The 22,191-nt window shown below is 49.1% G+C and carries 21 protein-coding genes, 2 tRNA genes, 1 other RNA gene and 5 pseudogenes; 17 read left to right on the top strand and 12 right to left on the bottom strand.

All coding sequences use genetic code 11. The annotated features are described in order from the left end of the window. Positions 1 to 31: 31 nt before the first annotated feature. The 8 genes and pseudogenes from ssrA to B9A14_RS02515 form a co-directional block, all read right to left on the bottom strand. Positions 32 to 389, bottom strand: a transfer-messenger RNA (tmRNA) gene (ssrA, locus tag B9A14_RS02485). Between the two features lie 135 nt (positions 390 to 524). Then, positions 525 to 989, bottom strand: coding sequence for an SsrA-binding protein SmpB (smpB, locus tag B9A14_RS02490; protein ID WP_084663700.1), 465 nt, complete (start codon positions 987 to 989; stop codon positions 525 to 527). Positions 990 to 1,212: 223 nt separating this feature from the next. Next, a complete protein-coding gene (gene lpdA, locus B9A14_RS02495; RefSeq protein ID WP_084663702.1) occupies positions 1,213 to 2,592 on the bottom strand; it encodes a dihydrolipoyl dehydrogenase in 1,380 nt (459 codons plus the stop codon). Between the two features lie 31 nt (positions 2,593 to 2,623). Further along, the gene (locus tag B9A14_RS17630) at positions 2,624 to 3,301 is read right to left on the bottom strand and encodes a dihydrolipoamide acetyltransferase family protein (protein WP_231967988.1); all 678 of its coding nucleotides are present in this window, start codon (positions 3,299 to 3,301) and stop codon (positions 2,624 to 2,626) included. A 129-nt stretch (positions 3,302 to 3,430) separates the two neighbouring features. Next, a pseudogene (locus tag B9A14_RS18190) lies at positions 3,431 to 3,910 on the bottom strand (biotin/lipoyl-containing protein); the annotation flags it as partial. Positions 3,911 to 3,943: 33 nt separating this feature from the next. Further along, positions 3,944 to 4,963 (bottom strand): alpha-ketoacid dehydrogenase subunit beta, encoded by a 1,020-nt coding sequence (locus tag B9A14_RS02505; protein ID WP_084663706.1) that lies wholly within the window; start codon positions 4,961 to 4,963, stop codon positions 3,944 to 3,946. 51 nt (positions 4,964 to 5,014) lie between these two features. Next, complete coding sequence (locus B9A14_RS02510; protein ID WP_084663708.1) at positions 5,015 to 6,004, bottom strand: thiamine pyrophosphate-dependent dehydrogenase E1 component subunit alpha; 990 nt, start codon at positions 6,002 to 6,004, stop codon at positions 5,015 to 5,017. Positions 6,005 to 6,341: 337 nt separating this feature from the next. Next, positions 6,342 to 8,330, bottom strand: coding sequence for a sigma-54-dependent Fis family transcriptional regulator (locus B9A14_RS02515; protein ID WP_084663710.1), 1,989 nt, complete (start codon positions 8,328 to 8,330; stop codon positions 6,342 to 6,344). Positions 8,331 to 8,928: 598 nt separating this feature from the next. Between B9A14_RS02515 and B9A14_RS02520 the strand changes: the two genes are divergently transcribed. The 8 genes and pseudogenes from B9A14_RS02520 (at position 8,929) to B9A14_RS02555 (ending at position 15,950) form a co-directional block, all read left to right on the top strand. Further along, positions 8,929 to 10,365, top strand: a complete 1,437-nt coding sequence (locus B9A14_RS02520; protein ID WP_084663712.1) for an ISLre2 family transposase — start codon at positions 8,929 to 8,931, stop codon at positions 10,363 to 10,365. A gap of 467 nt (positions 10,366 to 10,832) precedes the next feature. Beyond that, positions 10,833 to 11,015, top strand: a complete 183-nt coding sequence (locus B9A14_RS02525; protein ID WP_084663714.1) for a hypothetical protein — start codon at positions 10,833 to 10,835, stop codon at positions 11,013 to 11,015. Next, a pseudogene (locus tag B9A14_RS02530) lies at positions 11,009 to 11,308 on the top strand (hypothetical protein); the annotation flags it as partial. The gene B9A14_RS02525 and the pseudogene B9A14_RS02530, both read left to right, overlap by 7 nt. 69 nt (positions 11,309 to 11,377) lie before the next feature. After that, complete coding sequence (locus B9A14_RS02535) at positions 11,378 to 11,734, top strand: P-II family nitrogen regulator (RefSeq protein ID WP_084663718.1); 357 nt, start codon at positions 11,378 to 11,380, stop codon at positions 11,732 to 11,734. Positions 11,735 to 12,027: 293 nt separating this feature from the next. Further along, entirely contained in the window at positions 12,028 to 12,861 is an 834-nt protein-coding gene (locus B9A14_RS02540; RefSeq protein ID WP_084663720.1) for a methyl-accepting chemotaxis protein, read from the top strand. 334 nt (positions 12,862 to 13,195) lie between these two features. Beyond that, a complete protein-coding gene (locus B9A14_RS02545) occupies positions 13,196 to 14,503 on the top strand; it encodes an FAD-dependent oxidoreductase (protein WP_084663722.1) in 1,308 nt (435 codons plus the stop codon). After that, complete coding sequence (locus B9A14_RS02550) at positions 14,503 to 14,781, top strand: ferredoxin family protein (protein WP_084663724.1); 279 nt, start codon at positions 14,503 to 14,505, stop codon at positions 14,779 to 14,781. The genes B9A14_RS02545 and B9A14_RS02550 overlap by 1 nt, the downstream gene beginning before the upstream one ends. Positions 14,782 to 14,864: 83 nt before the next feature. Beyond that, positions 14,865 to 15,950 (top strand): murein hydrolase activator EnvC family protein, encoded by a 1,086-nt coding sequence (locus B9A14_RS02555; protein WP_084663726.1) that lies wholly within the window; start codon positions 14,865 to 14,867, stop codon positions 15,948 to 15,950. A gap of 73 nt (positions 15,951 to 16,023) precedes the next feature. Here B9A14_RS02555 and B9A14_RS02560 read toward each other — a convergent pair whose 3' ends face one another. Further along, positions 16,024 to 16,653: a GGDEF domain-containing protein gene (locus B9A14_RS02560; RefSeq protein ID WP_172839014.1), complete on the bottom strand. Its 630-nt coding sequence runs from the start codon at positions 16,651 to 16,653 to the stop codon at positions 16,024 to 16,026. Positions 16,654 to 16,833: 180 nt separating this feature from the next. After that, positions 16,834 to 17,079, bottom strand: coding sequence for a helix-turn-helix transcriptional regulator (locus tag B9A14_RS02565; protein WP_231967880.1), 246 nt, complete (start codon positions 17,077 to 17,079; stop codon positions 16,834 to 16,836). Positions 17,080 to 17,185: 106 nt separating this feature from the next. Here B9A14_RS02565 and B9A14_RS02570 point away from each other — a divergent pair, with 106 nt between their 5' ends. Together B9A14_RS02570 and B9A14_RS02575 are read left to right on the top strand one after the other, a co-directional pair. Next, on the top strand, positions 17,186 to 17,650 hold the full coding sequence (locus B9A14_RS02570; protein WP_084663730.1) for a helix-turn-helix domain-containing protein: 465 nt from the start codon (positions 17,186 to 17,188) through the stop codon (positions 17,648 to 17,650). A gap of 152 nt (positions 17,651 to 17,802) precedes the next feature. Next, on the top strand, positions 17,803 to 18,069 hold the full coding sequence (locus B9A14_RS02575; RefSeq protein WP_157109753.1) for a YkuS family protein: 267 nt from the start codon (positions 17,803 to 17,805) through the stop codon (positions 18,067 to 18,069). 103 nt (positions 18,070 to 18,172) lie between these two features. On the opposite strand, the pseudogene B9A14_RS18195 reads toward B9A14_RS02575, so the two are convergent. Further along, a pseudogene (locus B9A14_RS18195) lies at positions 18,173 to 18,396 on the bottom strand (helix-turn-helix domain-containing protein); the annotation flags it as partial. A 192-nt stretch (positions 18,397 to 18,588) separates the two neighbouring features. On the opposite strand from B9A14_RS18195, the gene B9A14_RS02580 reads away from it, so the two are divergent. The 6 genes and pseudogenes from B9A14_RS02580 (at position 18,589) to queC (ending at position 21,069) form a co-directional block, all read left to right on the top strand. Then, a tRNA-Ala gene (locus B9A14_RS02580) sits at positions 18,589 to 18,664 on the top strand. 8 nt (positions 18,665 to 18,672) lie between these two features. Continuing rightward, positions 18,673 to 18,747: transfer RNA gene (locus tag B9A14_RS02585), tRNA-Val, on the top strand. 224 nt (positions 18,748 to 18,971) lie between these two features. Further along, positions 18,972 to 19,099 (top strand): annotated as a pseudogene (locus tag B9A14_RS18200) (DUF4351 domain-containing protein); the annotation flags it as partial. Between the two features lie 209 nt (positions 19,100 to 19,308). Continuing rightward, complete coding sequence (gene queD, locus B9A14_RS02595) at positions 19,309 to 19,680, top strand: 6-carboxytetrahydropterin synthase QueD (RefSeq protein ID WP_084663736.1); 372 nt, start codon at positions 19,309 to 19,311, stop codon at positions 19,678 to 19,680. 6 nt (positions 19,681 to 19,686) lie between these two features. Next, entirely contained in the window at positions 19,687 to 20,325 is a 639-nt protein-coding gene (locus B9A14_RS02600) for a radical SAM protein (protein ID WP_084663738.1), read from the top strand. Positions 20,326 to 20,367: 42 nt separating this feature from the next. After that, positions 20,368 to 21,069, top strand: a complete 702-nt coding sequence (queC, locus tag B9A14_RS02605) for a 7-cyano-7-deazaguanine synthase QueC (protein WP_084663740.1) — start codon at positions 20,368 to 20,370, stop codon at positions 21,067 to 21,069. A 97-nt stretch (positions 21,070 to 21,166) separates the two neighbouring features. On the opposite strand, the pseudogene B9A14_RS02610 reads toward queC, so the two are convergent. Continuing rightward, positions 21,167 to 21,367: pseudogene (locus B9A14_RS02610) on the bottom strand (Fe-Mn family superoxide dismutase); the annotation flags it as partial. An 88-nt stretch (positions 21,368 to 21,455) separates the two neighbouring features. Here B9A14_RS02610 and B9A14_RS02615 point away from each other — a divergent pair. Further along, positions 21,456 to 22,187, top strand: a complete 732-nt coding sequence (locus tag B9A14_RS02615; RefSeq protein WP_084663744.1) for an SIR2 family NAD-dependent protein deacylase — start codon at positions 21,456 to 21,458, stop codon at positions 22,185 to 22,187. Positions 22,188 to 22,191 lie beyond the last annotated feature (4 nt).

Below are 22,191 nucleotides of genomic sequence, written 5' to 3' on the forward strand. Positions count from 1 at the left end.
ACAGCGGATGCTTCCGCGTCCGCTTACCACCTGGTGGAGGCGGGGGGAGTTGAACCCCCGTCCGAAGGAACACCCACAGGAGCGTCTACCAGGATAGTTTCCGCTTTATATCTCGCCCCGGCGCCCCCCGGAAACTAGGTGCCTCCGGGGCCAGCCTGCTTTAAATTTCTCCCTGGGCCCGCAAGGCGGAGGCCCTAGGGATAGCCCGCTATAGATTACACCCACTCCAGATCTTGCGGGCTAGACCCGGGTGGATGTGGCCGCTTTAGTTTAGGCAGCCAGAGCTAGTTCTTCGTTGGCACTTATTGGGGTCCACCGTTTAACGAGAAGGTGGGATCTCGCCTGGCAACTCCTGCCAATGCTTCCCCCGTCGAAACCAGTACGCCCCCACGCTACAAAGTTATACGTTAAATTATCATTATCCAAAATATATTATAATGCAGACCCCTAAAATATAGCTAGAGATATTATACCCCAATTATCCTCACTTTTAGCTCCTAGCCTGCTTTAGCTTGAGCTTTTAGTTATCTTTGCCGGTCGCGGAAAGCCCTTTCTATTTCACGCTTAGCATCCCGCTCACGGATGGCTTCCCGCTTATCGTAAAGTTTTTTACCCTTAGCTAGGGCCAGTTCCACTTTAGCTCTACCCTGGGTAGTAAAATAAACCTTTAAAGGGATAAGCGTATAACCCTTTTCTCGGGTTTTACCAATGAGTCGGCGTATTTCATGCTTGTGTAAAAGCAGTTTCCTCGGCCGCTTGGGTTCGTGATTAAAACGGTTACCCTGTTCATATGGGCTTATATGCATATCGTAAAGGAAAACTTCTCCGTTTTCCACGCGGGCAAAGCTATCACGGATATTGGCTTTGCCACTGCGGAGGGATTTTACCTCCGTTCCTGTAAGCACTATACCTGCTTCTAAGGTTTCTTCGATAAAATAATCGTGGCGGGCCTTGCGGTTTTCCGCCACCACCTTTATGTCCCGGCCCATAGTACTCCACCCTAATTTACGTGCAACTTCATTATACCATGGAGCCTGGGGGAAACGTCAAGCTAAGGTGCTCTAAGGAAGCTGTCAAGTAGAGCTGGTGATTTTGTTGATTTTCTTTCCTATTATCTTATCGTGCTCGATGTAACGTCAACCCCCAATCCGACTTGCTCAGCTTGGGGCTTAAAAGGCAAGTAGCTCTTGTTGCTACAAGCCTTAAGAGGGCCTAAGAATGTATGCTTAGCCCGTGGACTGCTTCCGCCGCCTCCATTACAGCCTCGGAGAGGGTGGGATGGGCGTGGATACATGCAGCTAGCTCTTGAGCTTTGATTCCTTGAGTTACAGCAAGAGTTGCTTCGGCAATAAGCTCTGTAGCATGGGGGCCCATGATGTGAACCCCTAAAACCTTGTCACTAGAACCATCAGCTACTATCTTCACTAACCCCTCTGTTTCTCCAGTGGCTTGCGCTTTCCCGCTGGCCAAGAAGAAAAACTTGCCTACTTTAACCTTAAATCCCCGCCTTTCTGCTTCCTCTTGGGTAAGGCCTACGGTGGCAATCTCCGGAGAGGTAAAAATGCAACTGGGCACAGCATCATAGTTTACTTTGGTCGGACGCCCAAGTATAGTTTGTACAGCCGCAATACCCTGGGCCGAGGCCACATGGGCCAGCTGTATCATACCCGTTACATCTCCTATGGCGTATACGCCCTCTACGTTGGTGCGCAGGTAATCATCTACCACGATTTCCCCTTTAGGCCCTAGAGCTACTCCCACATTTTCTAGCCCCAGCCCTTGAGTGTTAAACTTCCGGCCAATGGAAATTAACACTTTAGCAGAAATTAAAGTTTCGCCGCTGGACAGGGTTACTTTAACTTGTTCGCCTTCCTCCTCTACTGCCGTAACCCGGGCTTGGGTTTTAACCTCTACACCAGCCTTTTTAAGGAGCATCTGGTAGCGCCGGGATAGCTCGCTGTCAATCATAGGCAAAATGGAGGGCAGTAGCTCCACTATGGTTACTTTGACACCTAAGGTGTTAAATAGAGTGGCAAATTCGCACCCTATAACGCCACCACCGATGATAATTATACTCTCTGGCAGGCTATCCCAGGCCAGAGCTTCGGTACTAGTTACTACAGTACGGCCATTGTAGCCAAGGCCAGGAAGCAGAGCTGGTTCTGACCCGGTGGCAAGGATGATATTCTGGGCCTCTATCTCCTGGACTTCGCCACCGGGACCAGTGACCGCCACCCGCCGGGGGCCGGTGAGATAACCTTTGCCAGGGAAGAGATCCACCTTGTTCTTTTTGAATAAGTAGCTGATACCCTGGCGCAGTTGTTTTACCACTGTGTCCTTGCGGGCCACCAGACGACTGTAATCAACCTGGTACCCTTGCACTTGTATTCCAAAGGAGCTCGCCTTCTTTATAGTCTCCACTATAGAGGCACCAGCCAGGAGGGCTTTAGTGGGAATGCATCCGCGATTAAGGCAGGTACCACCTAAAGCATCTTGTTCTATTACCGCTACCTTGGCTCCCAGCTGGGCGGCCCGGATGGCCGCCACATAACCGCCTGGACCGGCCCCAAGGATAGCAATTTGATACTCCAAGGAAACCACTCCTTTGGGTTAACTACAGTCTTTAGGGTCGCCCTTCCGGCCCCAAGAGGGCTTCAGGTCGGGAAAGAAGCTCCGCCAGCCGGGCTAGGAACCGGGCCGCAGGTGCACCGTTGATCACGCGGTGGTCCACCGTAAGGCTGAGGGTTAGGACGTGCGCTGGGCGGACCTTGCCACCTTCCAGGACTGGTCGCTCCACCGTTCGCCCGACACCCAGGATTGCCGACTGGGGTGGATAGAGTACCGGGGTGAAGAAATCGATACCATAGGTACCCAGGTTCGTGACCGTAAAGGTGCCACCCTGGAGCTCATCGGGCCGGATACGGCCCTGTAGCACTGCCTCGGTGAGACGACGCCGCTCGGCAGCCAGTTCGTTCAGGCTTAGGTTCTGGGCGTTTCGGATCACTGGTACCAGTAGGTCATCGCCGCGGGCGACAGCGAATCCCAGGTGCACCGCAGCAGGCAGGACCAGCTCGTCCCCATCCAAAACGGCCTGGAGCTCACGATGTTCCACAAGCGCCAGGACCACGGCCCGATGGATAAAATCCGTCATGGTAACGGGTGAACCCGCCCGCTTCAGCTCTGCCCGGAGTGCGGCCAAGGCGCTGACATCGACCTCCCGCCCCACCGTGAACTGGGCGGTCTCTCGCAGGCTCTGGAGCATCCGCGCACCGACTAGGCGCTGGGTCGGGGTCAGGGGCACTCGCTGGGGGCCGGTATCTGCCTCGGTGGTAACTCCAAACGCTCCGGGGGTCGCGGCCGACGCGGCTGATCCAGTAACATCACCACTTGACGACCCTGCGGAACGGCGAGCAAAGGCCTGCACATCTTCCTCGGTAATGCGACCGCCCGGGCCGGAACCCGGGACTGCCTCCAGCGGGATCCCCAACTCGCGGGCCAGCCGCCGGGCCGCCGGGGTGGCCCGGACCTCATCCTCCCTCTTCCCGGTGTCCTGGCGATCCACTATAGTCTCCCGGGAGCCGTGCTCCGTCTCACCGGGGATGTGGGCCGCTTCCTCTGGCGCGTGGGCCGGAGGCGTCGCGGTTTCGCCACCCCCGGCCTCCACCGTGGCCTCTTCTTCGATGAGGCAGAGCGGTTGCCCGACCCTTACCACCTGCCCCTGAGGACAGAGGATCTTGACCAGCACCCCGCTCACCGGGGCATAAACTTCGAACGTCACTTTTTCGAACTGGACTTCCAACAGCAGTTCGCCTGCCTGCACCGTCTGTCCCTCGTCCTTGAACCAATTCACAACGAATCCTTCCATTTCGGGGACTGCGACGTCAGCGGGCAGGCGGAACTCGTATGGCATGGGGTATCACTCCTCAAGCACGGGAATCATGGCTCAGGACCTGAGCAATTCCTTAACCGCTGCCACAATTTTGGGAGCCGAAGGTAACACGAACTGTTCCAGGGGACGCGAATACGGGATAGGGACGTCCGGCACGGCCAGCCGCTTGACCGGTGCTTCTAGGTAGTCGAAAGCGTGCTCAGCGACGGTAGCGGCTACCTCACCGGTCATGCCGTAGCTCAGGTAGTCCTCGTCCACTACCAGTAGCCGGTGGGTCTTCTTTACGGAATTGATGATAGCCTCCCGGTCCAACGGTACCAAAGTCCGGAGGTCCAGCACCTCGACGCTGATGCCCTCTTTCTCCAACTCCCTGGCCGCCTCCAGGGCCTGGTAGACACCCATGGCCACGCTGACGACCGTAACGTCCTTTCCTTCCCGTTTTACATCTGCTTTACCAAACGGGATCATATAAGGCTCCTCCGGGACGGGATCGGTACTATCCTTAATGAGGGTCATCCAGCCTAGCCCCATCAGGCCCTTGTGGAACATGTAGATGACCGGGTTATCGTCCCGGATGGCTGAGATCATTAGCCCCTTGGCATCGTAGGGGGTGGACGGGATAACCACCTTGAGCCCAGGCAAGTGGGCGAAAGTCCCCCACAGGCACTGGGAATGCTGCCCCGCGTCGTTGTAGCCGCCGCCCACCGCTGTCATAAGCACCAGGGGTACTCGTACATTTCCAGCGGAGAAGTACGTGTTCTTGGCGATGTGGTTGTAAATCTGATCCATGCAGACACCGAAGAAGTCCACAAACATAAGCTCGACGATGGGACGCATCCCCTCCATGGCGGCTCCCAGGGCCGCACCGATGAAGCCAGTTTCGGAAATGGGTGTGTCGATAATCCTGTCCGGCCCGAACTTCTCGTAAAGCCCGGCCGTGGCTCCAAAGATGCCACCGTACACACCTACATCCTCGCCCATTACGAAGACCCTCGGATCTCGCTCCATCTCCAGACTGATGGCCTCGGCGATCGCCTTGGCCATGGTAAGCTTTCGCGTGGTGGTCACCGACACAACCTTCTCCTCCTTCACTGTGCTATTCCCAACGCGAACGCAGACTCAACGTTACTCGACAAAAACATGTAGCAGAGCCTCTTCCGGTGCCGGGTAGGGGGACTCCCGGGCGAAAGTGAAGGCGTCCTCCACCCGCCTCCGGGCCTCAGTGTCCAGTTGGTCGAGTTCTACCTCCGTGACGATGCCGCTCTCGAGGAGGTGGTTGCGGAACCGCTTAATCGGGTCGTTCTGCCGGAGGCGTGGAACCTCGTCCTTCGGCCGATAGACCTCGGGGTCGCCCTGGAAGTGACCGAAGAAGCGGTCAGTCTTGACCTCGATCAGCGTCGGTCCCTCACCCCGGCGAGCACGGGCCACTGCCTCGCCAGCGGCCTCGTAAACGGCTAAGACGTCGTTCTCTCCCACGTAAACCCCGGGCATGCCGTATGCGACGGCGCGGTCAGCGTTCCGGTTGATGGCCGTGGACTTGTGTTTTGGTACCGAAATCGCCCAACTATTGTCCTCGCACACGAACACCACCGGTAGCTTCCAGAGCGCGGCGAGGTTAAGCCCCTCGTGAAAGGCACCCTGGTTCGCGGCACCGTCACCAAAGAAGGCCACAGCTACCCGTTCCTCTTTGCGCATCTTAAAGGCCAGGGCTGCCCCCACTGCCTGAGGAATGCTGGCACCGATGATGCCGCTGCAACCGAAGTGCACGTCAGGGTCAAAGAGGTGCATGTGACCACCCTTACCGCGCCCCAGACCGGTAGCCTTCCCGAAAATTTCCGCGGTCATGCGGCGGAGGTCCACGCCCTTGGCAATGGCGAAGTGATGCGGTCGGTGGGTGCCGACCACGGTGTCATCCTTGCGCAGGTGCATGCATACTCCTACAGCCACCGGCTCCTGGCCCGCGGCTAGGTGCATCTCACCGGGAACCGGGCCCGCTGCAATATTAAATACCGGGTGCTTCCCCTCCTGGTAGGCCTCTGCCATGGTCTCCTCATACAACCGGATAGTGACCATGTCCAGGTACATGCGCAAGAGGTTTTCTTTGGGAATATTCATGTCTCATCACTCCTACAAGACACAGATTGCCAGATTTCTCGCACTATGCCACTAACCCGTACAAGGTCGCTGCCGAATATGTCTCTTGTGAACTGACACTATAAAAAATCATTTGAGCGAGTTGTTTTTGCTTAATATAAGTCTGCCCTAAGTTTGGTCTATATACTATCCATACTATCCCTCCTTTTGCTGAATTTCTCTTTTTACGTCTTTTTTATTGCAAAAAATATGCCAACACCCGTTATTGAGTGCTGGCTCGCTCGGTCCTTAACTTCCTCCAAAAGCTAGGAAGCTCATGACCTGCCGACCTGTTGCTTCTGGCTCCTTTCGAAACGTCTTATTTTGAAACACCCCAACGAGTCCTCAGCCCATACTTATACAGTTTCCTATATAAGGTGCTCCGTGCTATGCCCAAGGCTTTGGCCACCTTAGTTATATTTCCACCGTAATACTCGAGAAGGCGCCTAATCTCCTGTCTTTCCAGCTCTGCCAGAGTGACCGAAGAAAAAGAAGAACAACAACTGTCCTCATGGGGAGTTCGGGAATCTGATAAGTAAGGTGGCAAATGACCTGGAGAAACAGTATTACCTTCTGCCAAATTTACTGCCCATTCGGCCACGTTGCGCAGTTCCCTTACGTTTCCTGGCCAGTCATATTTTTCTAATAGAGGCCAAATAGATGGATCGATATAGGTAATATTTTTACCTAACTTTTGCGAAACTTTACGCACAAAATGTTCAAAAAGAAGGGGTATATCACTTTTACGCTCGCGTAATGGGCATAGGTGAATAGTAAAAACTCCCAGGCGAAAATACAGATCCTCTCGGAATTTTTTCTCCCTAACTAGCTTCGGTAAATCCGAGTTGGTCGCCGCAATAACTCGGACGTCTAAAGGGATCTCCTTATGTCCACCCAGGCGCACTACTTTCTTTTCTTCCAGCACCCGTAAAAGATACACCTGTATATCTGGAGGCATCTCGCCAATCTCATCTAAAAACAGAGTACCTCCTTGGGCTTGTTCAAATTTGCCTGGCTTACCCTCTGGCCGTGCACCAGTAAAGGCCCCGCCCACATAACCGAAAAGCTCGCTACCTACTAGCTCCCGCGGCAAGGCGCCGCAATTTATCGCCACGAAAGGCCCCTTCCGGCCGCTAGCCTCGTGTATAGACCTAGCAAACAGTTCTTTACCAGTCCCTGTCTCACCCAGAATAAGCACCGGAGCATCACTACGGGCCGCGATGTAGGCCAATCGTATACTTTCACGCAAACGAGGATGATTCCCTAAAATATGTTCAAACCCTTGTAAAGTTAGGGGAGAGCTCATATAAAATTGGCTGCTGTCAGGCAATTTAAGGGCTATCAGAGCCGCTACGCTTTCATTGTAGTCACCAGTTACAGGTGAAAGGTCCGCCCTGCACCGCAAGACTCCTTTCCTGCCTTGTACTAATATTTCCTTACCCTTTATACTTTGTCGCCCTTCTATGAGGGATAAAATTTCCTGCGGATTGCCAAATATTTCTTCAACCCTTCGCCCTATTAAATCTTCTATTTTGCATCCCAGAACTTTCTCAGAGGCACAATTAGCTCTGACTAGTCTTCCTGTCCTATCCACAACTAATAAGGGATCGCTGTTGTTTTCTAAAAAGTGTTTTGTGAGTTGCCTGTAAATCATAGTTTCTTTTTGGGCCCTATTCTGTCTCAAATTGTTTTCGATAGCTACGGCAGCAACTACTACAGTAGCTAGGGCCTGCTTATTTTCCCGGTACCAGGGCCCAGAAAGATCTATTATTCCAATAGGTTGTCCTTCAGGGCCAAAAATGGGGGAACCAGCGCATGTCCAGGAATGAAGGCCGCAGCAGAAATGCTCGGCCCCAGTGATCTCGAGGGCTTGCCCTAAAACCAAGGCAGTACCTATACCGTTAGTACCCACCTTATCTTCTCGCCAGCAAGCGCCGGGAATAAAATTGATCCTTCGAGCCATATCTATAGTTTCCTGGTAGTTCCCTAATATCTCCAGTATGTAACCGTCCTCTCCCACTAAAACTGCGAGAAAACCCAGGCTACCGCACAGCGCCAAAAGCTTTTCCATTATCGGCTGGGCAGCACGGATCAGCTCTTCTTGTCTCTCCCTAGCTTCCTTTAAGGCAGAACCCTCGATAATCTCCTGCCCTTGTCTCTGGTACGGATTGACGCCTATATTCTTGCATCTTTCCCAAGATTTGAGTATTTCTGGCCTTATAATTTGTCCCGAAATGGTACTAGTGTTAAGATATCTATTCCATTCATACCACACTTTTCGATATACTCCATAAAAATTTTCCACCATGCACCTCTCCTCCCCGTACCAATTTGAACTTACTCTATTTGTCAGTGAAGTTGTACATACAAGTTGTACACTTGTCAAAGGAGCGCAGGCTCTATAATAAAAAGTGTGGGATAGGGGTAGGCGGAGTGGAATAAAATAAAGGTGTAAGGATTTTAGCTGTAAAGAAAGGAAAGAACGGGGGCACATCCAAATTAAATGTTACCAACACAAACCCCTTTAAGAAAGGAGTGCCTCCAAGAATAAGATTAACACGTTCACCCTTTGAAGGACAAGAGAATTTTAAGAAAAAACCTAGTAAAAGTTATACCCGTAAAGTTATACTCAGCAAGGTGCCGGTACACTAATGGCTATATATAAGGTAAAAACACCTTAAGTAAAATGCTGAAACGCTTAAGTTTCGGCTTTAGAAATCGCACCTATTTCATTAAGAAAATGTTCTTAGGATGTTGCCCCCAAAATTTGATCCCACAAATATTGACATAGAGCCAGGCCGTGTAAAATTTCAGTAGGTAGCGGCAGGAGGATGGGGATGTAATAAAGAAAAAAGAGACCTCACCGGGAAAACAACAAAACCAAAGCAAAAGGAGCGTGAGGTCTCATGATAGATATTCGCCAAATAGTAGGGGGAGTCCTTCTATTTGCGAGTGGACTTGAGAAACTAATTGGGGAATGCAAGGATTTTTATGAGCTGGAGAAAGGGATACACGAACTAACGCAGAAGGTTTGTAGCCAGATGTTAACCTGGGCACTAGAACAGATAGATACACGGCTGATGAATGAACGTGACCGGAGCCTTTGGGAAGTGGTAGGATTTCGGGCCAAGACAGCTTTAAGCACCTTTGGGGAATTTATTTACAGGAGGCGCCTATACAGGAACAAAGAAACTGGGGAGAGCAAATTTTTCCTAGACGAAGTTTTAGGCTGGCCTTCTCGGGCGAAGGTTACTCCAAGGCTAAAGGAGCTATTTCTGAAACTGGGTAGCGAAGTATCCTTTGGCCGGGCGGCGGAGATACTAGGGTATTTAGCACCTGGGGTAAGCGCCATGAAAGTATGGCAAGCCCTTCAAGAAGTGGGGGAGGCTTTAAAGCAGGAAGGGGAAGAGAAGAGGGCAATAGTTTTTGAGAATGGTGAAGTACCTGGAGGGGAAGAAGTGGCGCCGGAGCTATACATAGAAGCCGACGGGGTGATAATACGCCTGCAGAGGGAAAAGGAGAAGCGAGGGGAAATCAAGCATATAGTAGCCTATGAAGGGAAGGAAGAAGTAAGACGGGGACGCTTTAGTTTAAAGAACAAGCTGGTGATAAGCAGCTTAAGGGATGGGGAAGGAGCCTGGGAAGAAAGCTATGCTTTAATAGGGGAAAAATGGGACTTAAGCCAGACCAAGAAGATTTACATAGGCGGAGACGGGGCGGAGTGGCCTAAACAAGGGGTAGAATACTTTCCTGGTGCTGAATATCGCTTAGACCCTTATCACCTAAGCAAGCATTTAACCGAGGCTCTCTGGCATGATGAAGAAACCTTTAGTAAAGTAGGTTTAGCGATATCCCAGGGCAACTGGGAGGAAACCCGAAGAGTACTTGAGGAAGCGGAGAAGAAGAGCCGGGGTGACAGGAAGAAAAGGATCACCAAGCTATTACAATACCTCAAAGAGAACTGGGCAGGGGTAATTAATTCACCTGGAGCGCAGCGACTAGGTGCTATAGAGGGGCAGATACAACACAACATAGCCCGGCGGATGAAACGTCTGGGGGCCAGGTGGACGACCTCAGGTGCAGACCGCATGGCTCGTGTATTAGCCGCCAAGGCCAACGGAGAGCTAGAACAGTACATATGGCGCTGGCCAGTGGAACAACAGAAATTGAAGGAGGTGGCGAAGGCGAAAGCGAAAGAGGTAGAGAGACCCAAGGTGGAGGATATAGAGAAATGGTTACGGGTATCCTTACCGGCTCTAAGGGGTCCATATGCCGACCGGATATGGGTAAAGCACGTTTTACGGGAACTTACCCGGCCAAGTCTTTGGGCTCTTGTGGGGTAGTCGGATGTTTTTGAGCTTTAGAGGGCGAAAAGGTAGAACTAAAGCTAGTATAGCCTTTCAGAGGGAAGGGCTAGGAGGGGTGTCTTATTACCTTCTCTTACAGCTTTGCCAAGCCAATATCCAAGGTTTGCCATGGGTAATATAGCCGCCATGACCTGTACGGCAAAGCTATATTATCGAACGGTGGGGTCTCATCCGGAGAAATTCTTTCTGAACGCACCTACTATATCTTGACACGGACATAGAGCCAAATTTCCCTTGACAGACAAGAATACCCTAGCCTATAATAACATCAAAAAGTTAGGCGATGGCGTCTGAAGGCGGGTAAAGAAGCTCTCATTTCGCTACTGAAATGAGAGCTTATTATTTTACCTGCCATCCGCGCAAAGAAGCTCCTGGCCGGTAACTTGAGCTACCGGCGGGGGCTTTTTTGTTAGTTAAAATTCAATTTAAAAGGAGGTCGTTTTATGTGTACTTATGCAACTCCAAGATTAAGCCACGGCCTGCTCCTCTTAATCCTGGCCGTCGTCCTCGCCTTGTCCTGGGTCCTACCGGCCTGGGCCGGCGACCCTTCCGGTGCCGCTACCGGTACGGTGAGCGACATCATAGCTGCCCAGTCAGGGTCACCCACACTAGATGAGCTGGCGTGACTGGTCTGTTCTATGGAGACCCTAGCCAATTGATAGCCCAGCTAATCGATATAGCAGTAGTCTTTGTTTGGGGATTCGGCATATCTTACCTCTTCTATAAGGTCCTGGATAAAATCATCGGCCTGCGTGTGCCCCCTGAAGTGGAAGAGCAGGGCCTGGATATTCCCGAGATGGGGGCCCTGGCCTATCCCGACTTTCTCCTTTCCTATACCGAGCCTTTTAGCCCTGCCCATCTCAAACAGAGCAGTACCGCCTGGGCCCGGCAACAACAAGAATTGCCTGCCCGCAATTAAGAGTAAGCACTAAGAGAGGTGCCTGTTTATAAAGGCGTAGAGAATACGTAAGGAGGTAAATACTGGAAAATGAAAAAGATCGAATGTATTATACGTCCTTCGCGGCTCGAAGCCGTGAAAGAGGCCTTGGGTCGCTACGGCATACATGGCATGACAATCACTTATGTCCTGGGTTGCGGCCTCCAGCGGGGCAAAACAGAATATTACCGTGGAAGCGTTTATACCATTAATCTACTACCGAAAGTTAAAATTGAAATCATAACCCGCGACAACTGGGTAGCAGAAATTGTAGAGATCATTTCCCGTGAGGCCCGTACGGGCGAGATAGGTGATGGTAAAATCTTTATCTACCCGATAGAAAATACCATCCGCATCCGCACTGGCGAACAAGGAGAAGAGGCTATCTATCGAATAGGAGTAAACTAATAATCACCGTTCCCTACACCACCGCCGTTTAGTATACAGCGATTCATAAGGCAAGCGAAGTTCTCGATACCGTTCGACTAAGCTCGTTAGCCCTTGGTTTCGCCAATAGGCAAGGCCGAGGGCTTTGTTGACTCTAGGAGAGCCACAGTTTCGTTCAAAGGGAAATCCCTAGGTATAACTTATTACCGTATTTCTACAAATTAATACGGTTTAGATTATAATCTTTTCCCATAGCGTCTCGCTCTATACTGTCGATGTTATAAGAAAGAAATACAAAAAGGAGGGCTGGTAAATTGGTACGCGAGGAAGAATATTCCCTTCTCTATTGGCTAGCAGAGCTGGCTCCATTATTTCAAGCTTGTTTTCCCCTCGACTGTACTATTTCGGTTACGGATCGGGAAAAATATCTGGCTTACTTCCGGGGTCAAGAGCTAGACCTGAAAGTAAAACCAGGTATGGCAGTTCCCGTTGGGGGTACTATCGAGGAAGCCCTCAAGACCGGTCGTCCAAGTCGGAAAGTTATCCCAGAACAAGTTCTGGGCGTGCCTTTTAAATCAACCGCTGTCCCGATCCGGGATAAAAAGGGCCAAGTCGTTGGAGCCCTAGGGATAGGTGTTAGTTTAAAAAACCAGGAGAAACTATTGGAGGCAGCCAACAATATTACCGCCACCCTTGAAGAAATAACGGCTACTATGCAAGAATTGGCTGCCGCAGCCACCCAGCTAGCCGATAGCCAAAACAAACTTTTAAAATTAGGAGAAAATATCCGCGAAAAAATAAAAAAGACTGATACCATTTTAGGGTTCGTCCAGGAAGTAGCTGAAACATCCAAGCTTTTAGGTCTAAATGCTGCCATTGAAGCCGCTCGAGCAGGAGAACATGGCAGAGGATTTTCGGTAGTGGCAGAAGAAATCCGCAAATTAGCCTCCAACAGCGCTCAAGCGGTAAAAGAAATCCAGAAAGTCCTAGAAGAAATTAGAAAAGATGTCCAGGCTATGTACCATCAGCTCGCCATTATATCTGGCATAAGCCAAGAACAAGCCCAAAGCACCCATGAGGCAGCTGGTGCGCTAGAAACCCTTTCTGCTACTGCTATGAACTTACGTGAGCTCGCTGAAATTATTTAAAACTGCTACCATGTATCGCCGCATGGATCTAAGGAGTAATATTTAAGATATGCTTGTGTCTAGCGAAAGAACGGTTAGATTAAGCTAGCCTATTTAAGTGCAATTTTATTAAATACATATGGCTAGAAAGCGAAGAAAAAGTGGATAGAAAGTGGAGATGCTTCCTAGAAGCTTAATTAAATGTAGTCTAACTAGGGTTCGAGCCTTTAAGTTCCCAGAATTTTTGGCATATAAGTAATGGAACTCCCAGTTTAAGAAATAAGCATAAAACTACCTCGCGGGTCCATAATAAGCAAGTAGAAAAGATTAAATTAGAAGGGGAAGGAGCGGGATAGTGGACAGCTATGATGCCATTGTTGTAGGCGCAGGACCCGCGGGCAGCACCGCCGCCCTCACCCTAGCTCAGAATGGTCTTTCGGTAGCCTTGTTAGAGCGTGGCCAGTTCCCGGGCTGCAAGAATGTGTTTGGCGGGACCATTTACGCTCAGCCTGTGGCCGAAATACTTCCAGCTTTTTGGGAAACAGCTCCCTTAGAGCGTCCGGTAGTGGCAGAGGAACTTTGGTTTTTGCATACCGATTCGGCCGTACGTATAGGATTCGGTAGTCTACGTTTTGCCCGCCAGCCTTACAATAAATTTACAGTACTTCGTTCCCGTTTTGATCGCTGGCTGGCTGAAAAAGCCGTTAAAGCAGGAGCAGTCCTCTACACCAAGGCTCATGTGCGCGATCTCATCTTCGATAAGGGACTTTTCACCCGCGGACCGGTCCAAGGAGTAAGGCTAGATAACGGGGAGATTCTGCTTTCCAATGTAGTTATTATTGCCGAGGGTGTCCTCCCCTTTCTCACTACTAAGGCTGGTCTTTTTCCCCAGCTACCACCTGCTTATGCTTACACCCTTTACGTTAAAGAAGTATTGAGCCTGCCCAAGGAAAAGATCAACGACCGTTTCCAGCTGGAGGACAACGAAGGAGCTATCATAGGGATGATAGGCTTCCCTACTTCCACAGCCATTGGTAAAGCGGGCCTCTGGACCAATAAGGATACCATTTCCCTTATAGTAGGTGGGTATTTAAACCAACTAGCCTCCCACGGTCTTAGTCCCTATATGCTTCTTAAGCGGCTAAAACAGCACCCCTTCGTGCATAAGATAATTCAAGGTGCGGAGCTTGTCGAATACCAGGCTCACATGATCCCCAAAGGTGGATATACCTTTCTCCCTAAACTTTACGGGGACAATATCCTAGTAGCAGGAGATGCTGCCCTCATGATTAGCGGCCGACGGGGGAGCGATCTGGCCATGCTTTCAGGAAAGTATGCTGCTGAAACCATAATCCAGGCTAAAGCTAAAGGGGACTTTTCGGCTAAGATGCTAGCTAATTATGCCCTAAAAATCAATGAAGCCTTCTTTATGGAGGATATCAAGGCTCGTCGTGGTAACCTGGAATATTACCAGAAACGGTCAGACGTAGATTATCTCATAAGTAGTACCCTCAATGAATTAGCTAACGAGTTTTTCACTGTAGACCTCTTAAATGAAAAAGAAAAAAGGGAACGCCTCATAAGTATCATTCGATCTAAACAGTTTCCCCTAAAGACTTTAAGTGATCTTTGGGCTGCACTCCACCACTGGGAGGCTTTCTAATGCTGGAAGCTAAATTTCCTGAGGATCCCCTACCTTTGATAGAGATAACCGTAGACAATACCTCCCATATTTCCCTACGTGATCTTAAAAGTTGTTTGCTCTGCGCCAATAAACCGTGTACCTATATTTGTCCAAGCCAGGTTTTCGAGTGGGAAGAAGATTCCCTTAAGATCAACTACTCCCGCTGCGTAGAATGCGGCGCTTGCCAGCAAATATGTCCAGAAAATATAATTTGGGAGTACCCCCGGGCAGGCTATGGAGTAACTTATCATTATTAGTTGGTATTTTTTACCATACAAGAAGGAACTTTTATTCTCTTTGGCGAATACCTTGGAGGTAACCGGGAGCGGGAGGAAAACCCATGCGGTTAGTGGCCATCCTGGTACTAGGGTTTTTTTTATTTGCAGTGCCCGGAAATACTTGGGCCGCAAGCACAAATCCGCAAGAAGAGATCAAACAGCGGCTAAAGAATACCCAAAGCCAAGAATATGCCCTTTTGCAGGAGATCTTCCATTTAGATGCTAACCTCCAGGCTCTAGCTGCTAAGAAACTTGCTCTGACTACCCGATATCAAACTCTAACCCAAGAGCTCGCTTTAGCCCGAGAAAAAGAGAAAGAGTTAACTCAGAAGTTAGCCGCTAGCCGGGAAAATTTCAGCCGCAGCCTCCAGTTCTTTCAAAAACATATGGTGACTCCTTATCTTATGGCAGCTATTCTCAGCCAAAATTGGGCTGATTTCTTCATCCGCTGGGAACTGTTAGAGCAATATATGTACTTCCTTCTTAACCGGGTGTATCACCATTTAAGCCTTTATAAGGAAGCACAAAAGATTAGAGAAACTGTGGAGCGCCAGGAAAGAGAGGTGGCCAAGGCTGCTCTAGAAGTAACGCAGCTTGAGGAGAAATTAGAAGCAATGAAAATAGCACGGCAAGAAGCCCTGGAAAAAGTGAAAAACCAAGTTGCCCAATACGAGCAAGCCCTTTTCGCTTTAGAAAGAGCTTGGCAGGAGACCTTGCCTACCTTAATGGCCCTGTTTCAACGTTTTCCGCAGTTTCCTTGGGAAAAACTTACACCAGATAAACTCCGTGTAAATTATGCCCGAGGTACTGTGGTAGCTGAATTTAGCCAGCAAAAAATTAACAAAGTTCTTTTGGAAGGGCAACACTCTTTGAAGCATATAAAATTTGTGTTGTCACCGGGAACCTTAAGCATTCCTGGGCCGGGTTTTCTCCTCCAGGGTACGCTGGCTATAGCTGGAACCCATAATTTAACCTTTACCCCCCAGACCCTCGAACTATCCGGGGTGCCCTTAGATAAATCTGTATGGGATGTACTCCTTCCCCAAACCGCTTTTAGTATTGAACTGCCTGCTCCCGCCTTCGATCTAAAATTCAGTCACCTGGAAATCCAGGAAGGACGTATAGTACTGGAACTCTCCAGGATATAAAAAAGCTACCCTTAAGGCTTAAAGGGTAGCATTCAGGGGATGGAAGGTGTCATTATTAAATTAGGGATGCCTTTTAAGTATACACCATCTTGTCTTTTTCCTTGTGTAAATTAAGTTTATGCTTATACATCCTGCGATCAGCAACCGCTACTAAAGTACCGCTTTCCTGGCCATCGTCAGGATAAAAGGCTAAGCCTACCGAAATGCTTACCGGTATCTCCCCGATCCCGGGAATTTTAAATACCAAATTCTCAGCTAGCCGTTCGGGAAACTTTTTCACTTCCGGCCCGTCTGATCGGAAAAGAATAGCAAATTCATCCCCTCCATAGCGGGCTACTATATCTTCTGGTCCTACACTTTTCTTAAGGGCTCCTCCTACTGCCTTCAGAACTTCATCCCCCTTTTGGTGACCCAGGCGATCGTTTATTTCCTTCATATTGTCCAGATCCAGTATGGCTACAGCAAATCTACCGTGTGATGGATATTTGTACAAGGTATCTTCCAGCCTCTTAATGAAATACTTACGATTATAAAGTCCAGTAAGGAAATCTGTCTCCGCTTCTTTCTTAAGGTGCGCTATAGTCCTCTCCACGTCTAGAAAAAAGAAATAAACCCCAGCCAGGCTTAAAACAGCACCTAAAGTGTAAAAAAGCACCCCTCCCAGTACCCACGGGTAGGTACCTACTGCAAAGATACCCTCCAATCCTAGTACAAAGAAGAGCCAACAACAGAAGTCTGTTTCCTGGATATTTCCATTCCAGGAAACGAGAAAAGCGCCGGTGTATCAAAAAAGCCCCCATAAGGAATAGCAACACTGGGGTTATTAGTAAAATTTGGATCACGAGTTTAGTTCTCCCCGTGGTCTAGAGTTTAGGGATAACTTCTATTCGCTCCGGAAGAAAAGTTCATCTACTGTGACACCAAAAAACTCAGCTAATCTTTTCATAGTTTCTTTACGGGGATGCCGCCAACCCCTTTCGATCATGGCGTAGCCGCTCTGGGTGATACCTACTGCTTCAGCCACTTGCCTTTGGCTAAGCCTGCGCTGTAATCGCAGCTCATATAGCTTTTGGTTTCGCAAGGGGACCACCATACCCATTGTTTTTTTGCTAGTTATTAATATAATCACAAAACGCGATTATGTCAAGAACTACCAGGATAAAAAAATTACTTTTTGTGATTAACTATTGCTTAATATCACAGAGCGTGTTACATTGGCAACGAGGTGTATCCCCGTGCCCTCTCTGGGCCAAAGATTAGCAGCTTTACGCAAAGAAAAAGGCCTTTCTCAAGCCCAGCTGGCCAAGCTACTAAACATGGGTCAGAGCACTATAGCCATGTATGAAAAGGACAAGCGCCGGCCTGACGCGGAAACTTTAAGAAGGCTGGCTGAGTTTTTCCAGATCTCCGTTGATTATCTCCTGGGATTAACTGATTCCCGCGAAAGACCAGTCTATACCCTCACTCCAGAGGCTCAAGAATTATTTTCCCTCCTCTTGCGGGAACCCGATCTACAATCAGGCCTAGCGGACCCCCTCTTTCGCAACCTCCTTAAACGTATTCCTGACCTGACTCCGGAAGAAAGACAACTTCTGGCCCAACATTGGGAGTGGTCCTTAAGGTTAATAGAAAGAAATAAGGAAATGAAAGAGGAAGAAAATAGAATCACTAGTAAGAAAGACTATAACAAGAAAGATTAGAATGAGAAACCCTTTGCTCATCCGCTTAAAGTGAGAAACACCCGCAAGAAGAGGTTAAAGCAGTCTATGAATAAAAGGAAGGAGTATTGTTCATATTATCTTAGGCACTTAATAAATAAACTATAGCCATTCAAAAAAGGAGGAGTAAAGGATTGGGCAAGCGGGTGGCCGTAGAACGTACCATCAGCGCTATAGGTGATCACTTGGCCGGACAGGGCTTTGAGGTAGATTGGGTAGATATGAGCGAACTTAAGCCTAAGGACTTGCAAAATTACGGGGCTATAGTCATTAGCGGCCAGGACTCTAATCTTTTGGGTAGGGAAGACATATGGACAGAAGTTCCTGTAATAGCAGCAGAAGGGAAAACCCCGGTGGAAATCGCGGAGATGGTACGAGAAAGACTTGAACTCACTTCTTAAAGGCGGTAATAGGCCATAGTTTCGTTCACAAGCTTCAAATTTTTGGGGGAGTTATCCCAGGGGATAGTGGAGATATTCCAGAAGTAGTCAAGATATAGCGAGACCTGGCTACCACGCTTTCGATATGTTTGGGCGTACGGTTAGGCATGGGGTTTTTGGGGCCTTTCTTGTGGATACAAGCACTAAGATCTTGCCCTGAGTTTCTATAACGGTGGAGGAAGCTTATACACCCAACGGACGGAGACCCCGACGATTTCAGCGACCTGTTTCTACCTGAGCAGGAGCCTGAGGGTTTCCGGAAGCTTTAAGTTGTTGGTATAATGTCATTGGGTGGGTGTCCCTCCTTTCGGGGTTTTGGTGGCTACTTTGATAATACCCCTGGGATACCCACCCTTTTCAATACCTGTTTAACCCTCTCAAAGTACTGTGAACGAAACTCTGGCCTATCTACAATTCTAGAGCCCGCGTACCCTTGACAGGTGAGAAGGCGGGAAGGTATAATAGTTTTGCACCTTACAGGGGCGTGTAGCTCAGTTGGGAGAGCGCTAGAATCGCACTCTAGAGGTCGGGGGTTCGACTCCCCTCACGTCCACCAAATTTTGTGGGCGCGTAGCTCAGTGGGAGAGCGCTTGACTCACATTCAAGAGGTCGCAGGTTCAATCCCTGCCGCGCCCACCAGAAACCTAAGGCCTCCCGGAGCCGGGGGCCTAAAAATTTGCCCGCTTCTACCCAACTCTACCCCACTCTACCCCACTGGAAACTACACCTTGTCCGGGATCGGATCGCGTACCTGCAGGATTTCTTCCACCTTGGCTGGCGCCTTCCTCTTGATACGTGGATATCCTGGCCAGTGTTAAAATAATAAATTAAGAAAGACTTTGCCCGGCGCATGTTCATATACTTTAGCTGGCAACAATCCAATTGCGGCGGCCTTTTAAGCAAGATGGACTATAGCCCTAAGGAGAGGCTTAAGTTAAAGATAGAATTTTTAAGGATGATAACCAGGATGGAGCTAGACCCGGCTAAGCTAGGGTTCCCCAAGTATCGTAGGCAGGATCTTTGGGCTTTTTTAAACGTGTCGTCGAAAGAAGTATAAATTAAGTTTTAAGAATGCAGTTCCTGTCTTAAATAGGGGTTTGACGAAGACCCAAGGAGAGCCTCCTAAGGTTTGCGCATTATACGTCCTCCATGGTAATATAGTGTTGCATTGGAAATGATAACAGAAGAAGGAGAAAGCCAGTGGTAGCAGTAACTCACATTTTTACTTTTGAGGCCGCCCACCGCCTGGAAGGCTATAATGGGGATTGTGCGCGATTGCACGGGCATACTTACCGCCTGGAAGTAACTGTTAAAGGGCCAGTGAAGGCCGATGGTATGGTTATCGACTTTTCGCAACTTAAAGCACTAGTGGAGGAAAGGATTATCCAGCGCATTGATCACCAGTATCTGAACGAGCTTTTTCCTTTTAACCCTACTTGCGAAAATCTACTTTTACACTTCTGGAGGGAATTGGAGGAAGCCCTTAAAATACTTCCACATCTTACCTTAAAGCGCCTGGTACTATGGGAAAGTCCCTTTGCGTATGCCGAGATGGAGGATGATAAGGGGTAGAATAAAATGCTGGTAAAAGAGATATTTCTATCCATCCAAGGGGAATCAGCTAGCGCAGGTTTGCCCACTATTTTTATCCGCTTTTCTGGGTGTAATTTGCGCTGCCGCTATTGCGATACTACCTATGCTTATGAGGGAGGAGAAAATTTTACTCCCGAAAAACTTAAGGCCCGGGTATCGATTTATCCTTACAAGAGGGTTTGCCTAACCGGTGGGGAACCTCTTTTACAGCCTAGAGAGGAGTTCCAAGGGCTTTTAGATTTGCTAGGAGAATGGGAAATATCGATAGAAACCAATGGTTCGCTTCCATTAGAGAGATTCACCTTAAAGCCGGGCCACCGGTGGGTAATGGATATTAAATGCCCAGGTTCGGGGGAAGTAGAGGCTAACCGTTGGGAGAACTTAAAGGTGCTCCGGCCATGTGATGAGGTAAAATTTGTGTTAACCTCGGAAGAAGATTATATGTGGGCCCGGGAGATTATCCGCCGCCACTCTTTAGAGGGCCGCGTAGGATTACTTTTTTCACCTGCTCATGGTTGGCTAGACCCCCAAAACTTAGCAGAATGGATTTTGCGTGACGGGTTAGATGTCCGGCTACAGTTACAGCTCCACAAGCTGATATTTGGGCCAGATACCAGGAGGTAGCCAAAACGAGTATTAAAACCTAAAAAAGGAGGGGGCCATTTATTGAAGGATAAAGTCATTGTAGTTCTTTCCGGCGGCCTGGATTCTACAACCTGTATGGCTATAGCCCACGCGGAAGGCCAAGATATTTTTCCCCTGACCTTTGTTTATGGCCAGAAACATACTGTAGAATTGGAAGCGGCTCGAAAAGTAGCGGAGTATTACGGGGTGGCGGAACGCCACAAAATTATAAATCTAGAAGGATTATTGTTCGGTTCTTCACTGACAGATAAAGATAAAGATATACCTACAGGTCGGACCTTGGAGGAAATAGGGGAGGGGATACCTTCAACTTACGTCCCGGCGCGGAACATTGTTTTCCTAGCCTTGGCCTTAGCCCAGGCAGAGCCTTTAGGTGCCAGGGCTATTTACTTGGGCGTTAATGCCCTGGACTTTTCCGGGTACCCTGACTGTCGACCGGAATTTATCGCTGCTTTCCAAGAAGTAATAAACCGGGGGACAGCAGCCGGAGTGGAAGGCCGTGGCATCCGCCTGGAGACTCCTCTTATTAATCTCACCAAGGCGGAAATAATTAAAAAAGGGCTGGAGCTAGGGGCTCCCTACCACCTTACGTACTCTTGTTACCAGGGCACAGTGCCTTCCTGTGGCGTTTGTGATGCTTGTATTTTACGCTTGAAAGGCTTCCGGGAAGCCGGGGCAATAGATCCCATCCCTTATCGCCAATTCTCGGCTCTATGTCGATAGTTGTGGGATCCCTACACATCCCACTTTTGCCTTCGTCTTCTGCGGCCTCCCAGGAAGAAAGCACGGAAGGTCGCCCTGCTGGAAGCCTAATTCCATATTAAACATGAACTTTATTTAAGGGTACCTGGGCGGGTAAAGCCAGGTGGAGGCGTTTTTCTACTTCAGACCAGTCGACAACATGCCACCAAGCTTCAATATAATCCTTCCTTCGGTTTTGGTAGTCCAAGTAATAGGCGTGTTCCCAGACATCCAGAACTAAGACAGGAATAACACCCCACTGGGTTAAATCTTGGTGTTTTCCTTTCTCCTTCTGTAATCCCTTAAAAGTTTTTTCCTTCAGCATCTTATGTAAGGATTAATACCTGGGTGAACTGGGGGGCAATATTATGGAGGATCTATTCGAAGCCGTTGCTAAGGTTAATCAAATTTTAAAGAGATCGCGTAAAACCTTGGTGCTAACAGGTGCCGGTGCCAGCACAGAAAGTGGTATTCCCGATTATAGGAGCAAGGGCACAGGTCTGTGGCAAAAATTTGACCCCATGGAGAAGGCCAGCATTACTGCTCTGCTTACCAACCCAGAAGAGTTTTATCGTTTTAATCTACCCCGCTGGTCAAAGTATATACAGGCGGAACCTAATGTAACTCACCGGGCCTTGGCTAGGTTGGAAGAGAACGGTCTCATTTACGGAGTGATCACCCAGAACATAGATGGCCTACACCAAAAAGCAGGCTCTAAGAGAGTTTGGGAAGTTCATGGCCATTTACGTACCTGTCACTGCCTGGAATGTGGTACAAGTTACCCCTTTACCGAGCTTATTGGGCAATTCAACCAAGGAATAAACCCACCTAACTGCCCCCAATGCCGTGGGATACTACGACCAGATGTAGTGCTTTTTGAGGACCCTATGAGCCAGGACTATTACAGCGCTCTGGAAGAAATGAAGGACTGTGAGACCCTTATGGTAGTAGGGAGTAGCTTGCAAGTTTATCCGGTAGCCGAATTGCCACGCCTAGCCCCCAAGCTGATAATAATAAATAAAGAGCCTACTCCCTGGGATTTCAAGGCTATAATAGTAGTTCACGAACAAGCCGGTAAATTTTTTGAGAAGTTTATATAGCCTT

The sequence above is a fragment of the Thermanaeromonas toyohensis ToBE genome, assembly GCF_900176005.1.
Lineage (GTDB): Bacteria > Bacillota > DSM-521 > Neomoorellales > Neomoorellaceae > Thermanaeromonas > Thermanaeromonas toyohensis.

Coding starts and splice junctions, on each gene's coding strand:
- smpB (WP_084663700.1), bottom strand. CDS start 989: ATGGGCCGGGACATAAAGGTGGTGGCGGAAAACCGCAAGGCCCGCCAC.
- B9A14_RS02510 (WP_084663708.1), bottom strand. CDS start 6,004: ATGAATATTCCCAAAGAAAACCTCTTGCGCATGTACCTGGACATGGTC.
- B9A14_RS02515 (WP_084663710.1), bottom strand. CDS start 8,330: ATGGTGGAAAATTTTTATGGAGTATATCGAAAAGTGTGGTATGAATGG.
- B9A14_RS02520 (WP_084663712.1), top strand. CDS start 8,929: ATGATAGATATTCGCCAAATAGTAGGGGGAGTCCTTCTATTTGCGAGT.
- B9A14_RS02525 (WP_084663714.1), top strand. CDS start 10,833: ATGTGTACTTATGCAACTCCAAGATTAAGCCACGGCCTGCTCCTCTTA.
- B9A14_RS02535 (WP_084663718.1), top strand. CDS start 11,378: ATGAAAAAGATCGAATGTATTATACGTCCTTCGCGGCTCGAAGCCGTG.
- B9A14_RS02550 (WP_084663724.1), top strand. CDS start 14,503: ATGCTGGAAGCTAAATTTCCTGAGGATCCCCTACCTTTGATAGAGATA.
- B9A14_RS02555 (WP_084663726.1), top strand. CDS start 14,865: ATGCGGTTAGTGGCCATCCTGGTACTAGGGTTTTTTTTATTTGCAGTG.
- B9A14_RS02600 (WP_084663738.1), top strand. CDS start 19,687: ATGCTGGTAAAAGAGATATTTCTATCCATCCAAGGGGAATCAGCTAGC.
- B9A14_RS02615 (WP_084663744.1), top strand. CDS start 21,456: ATGGAGGATCTATTCGAAGCCGTTGCTAAGGTTAATCAAATTTTAAAG.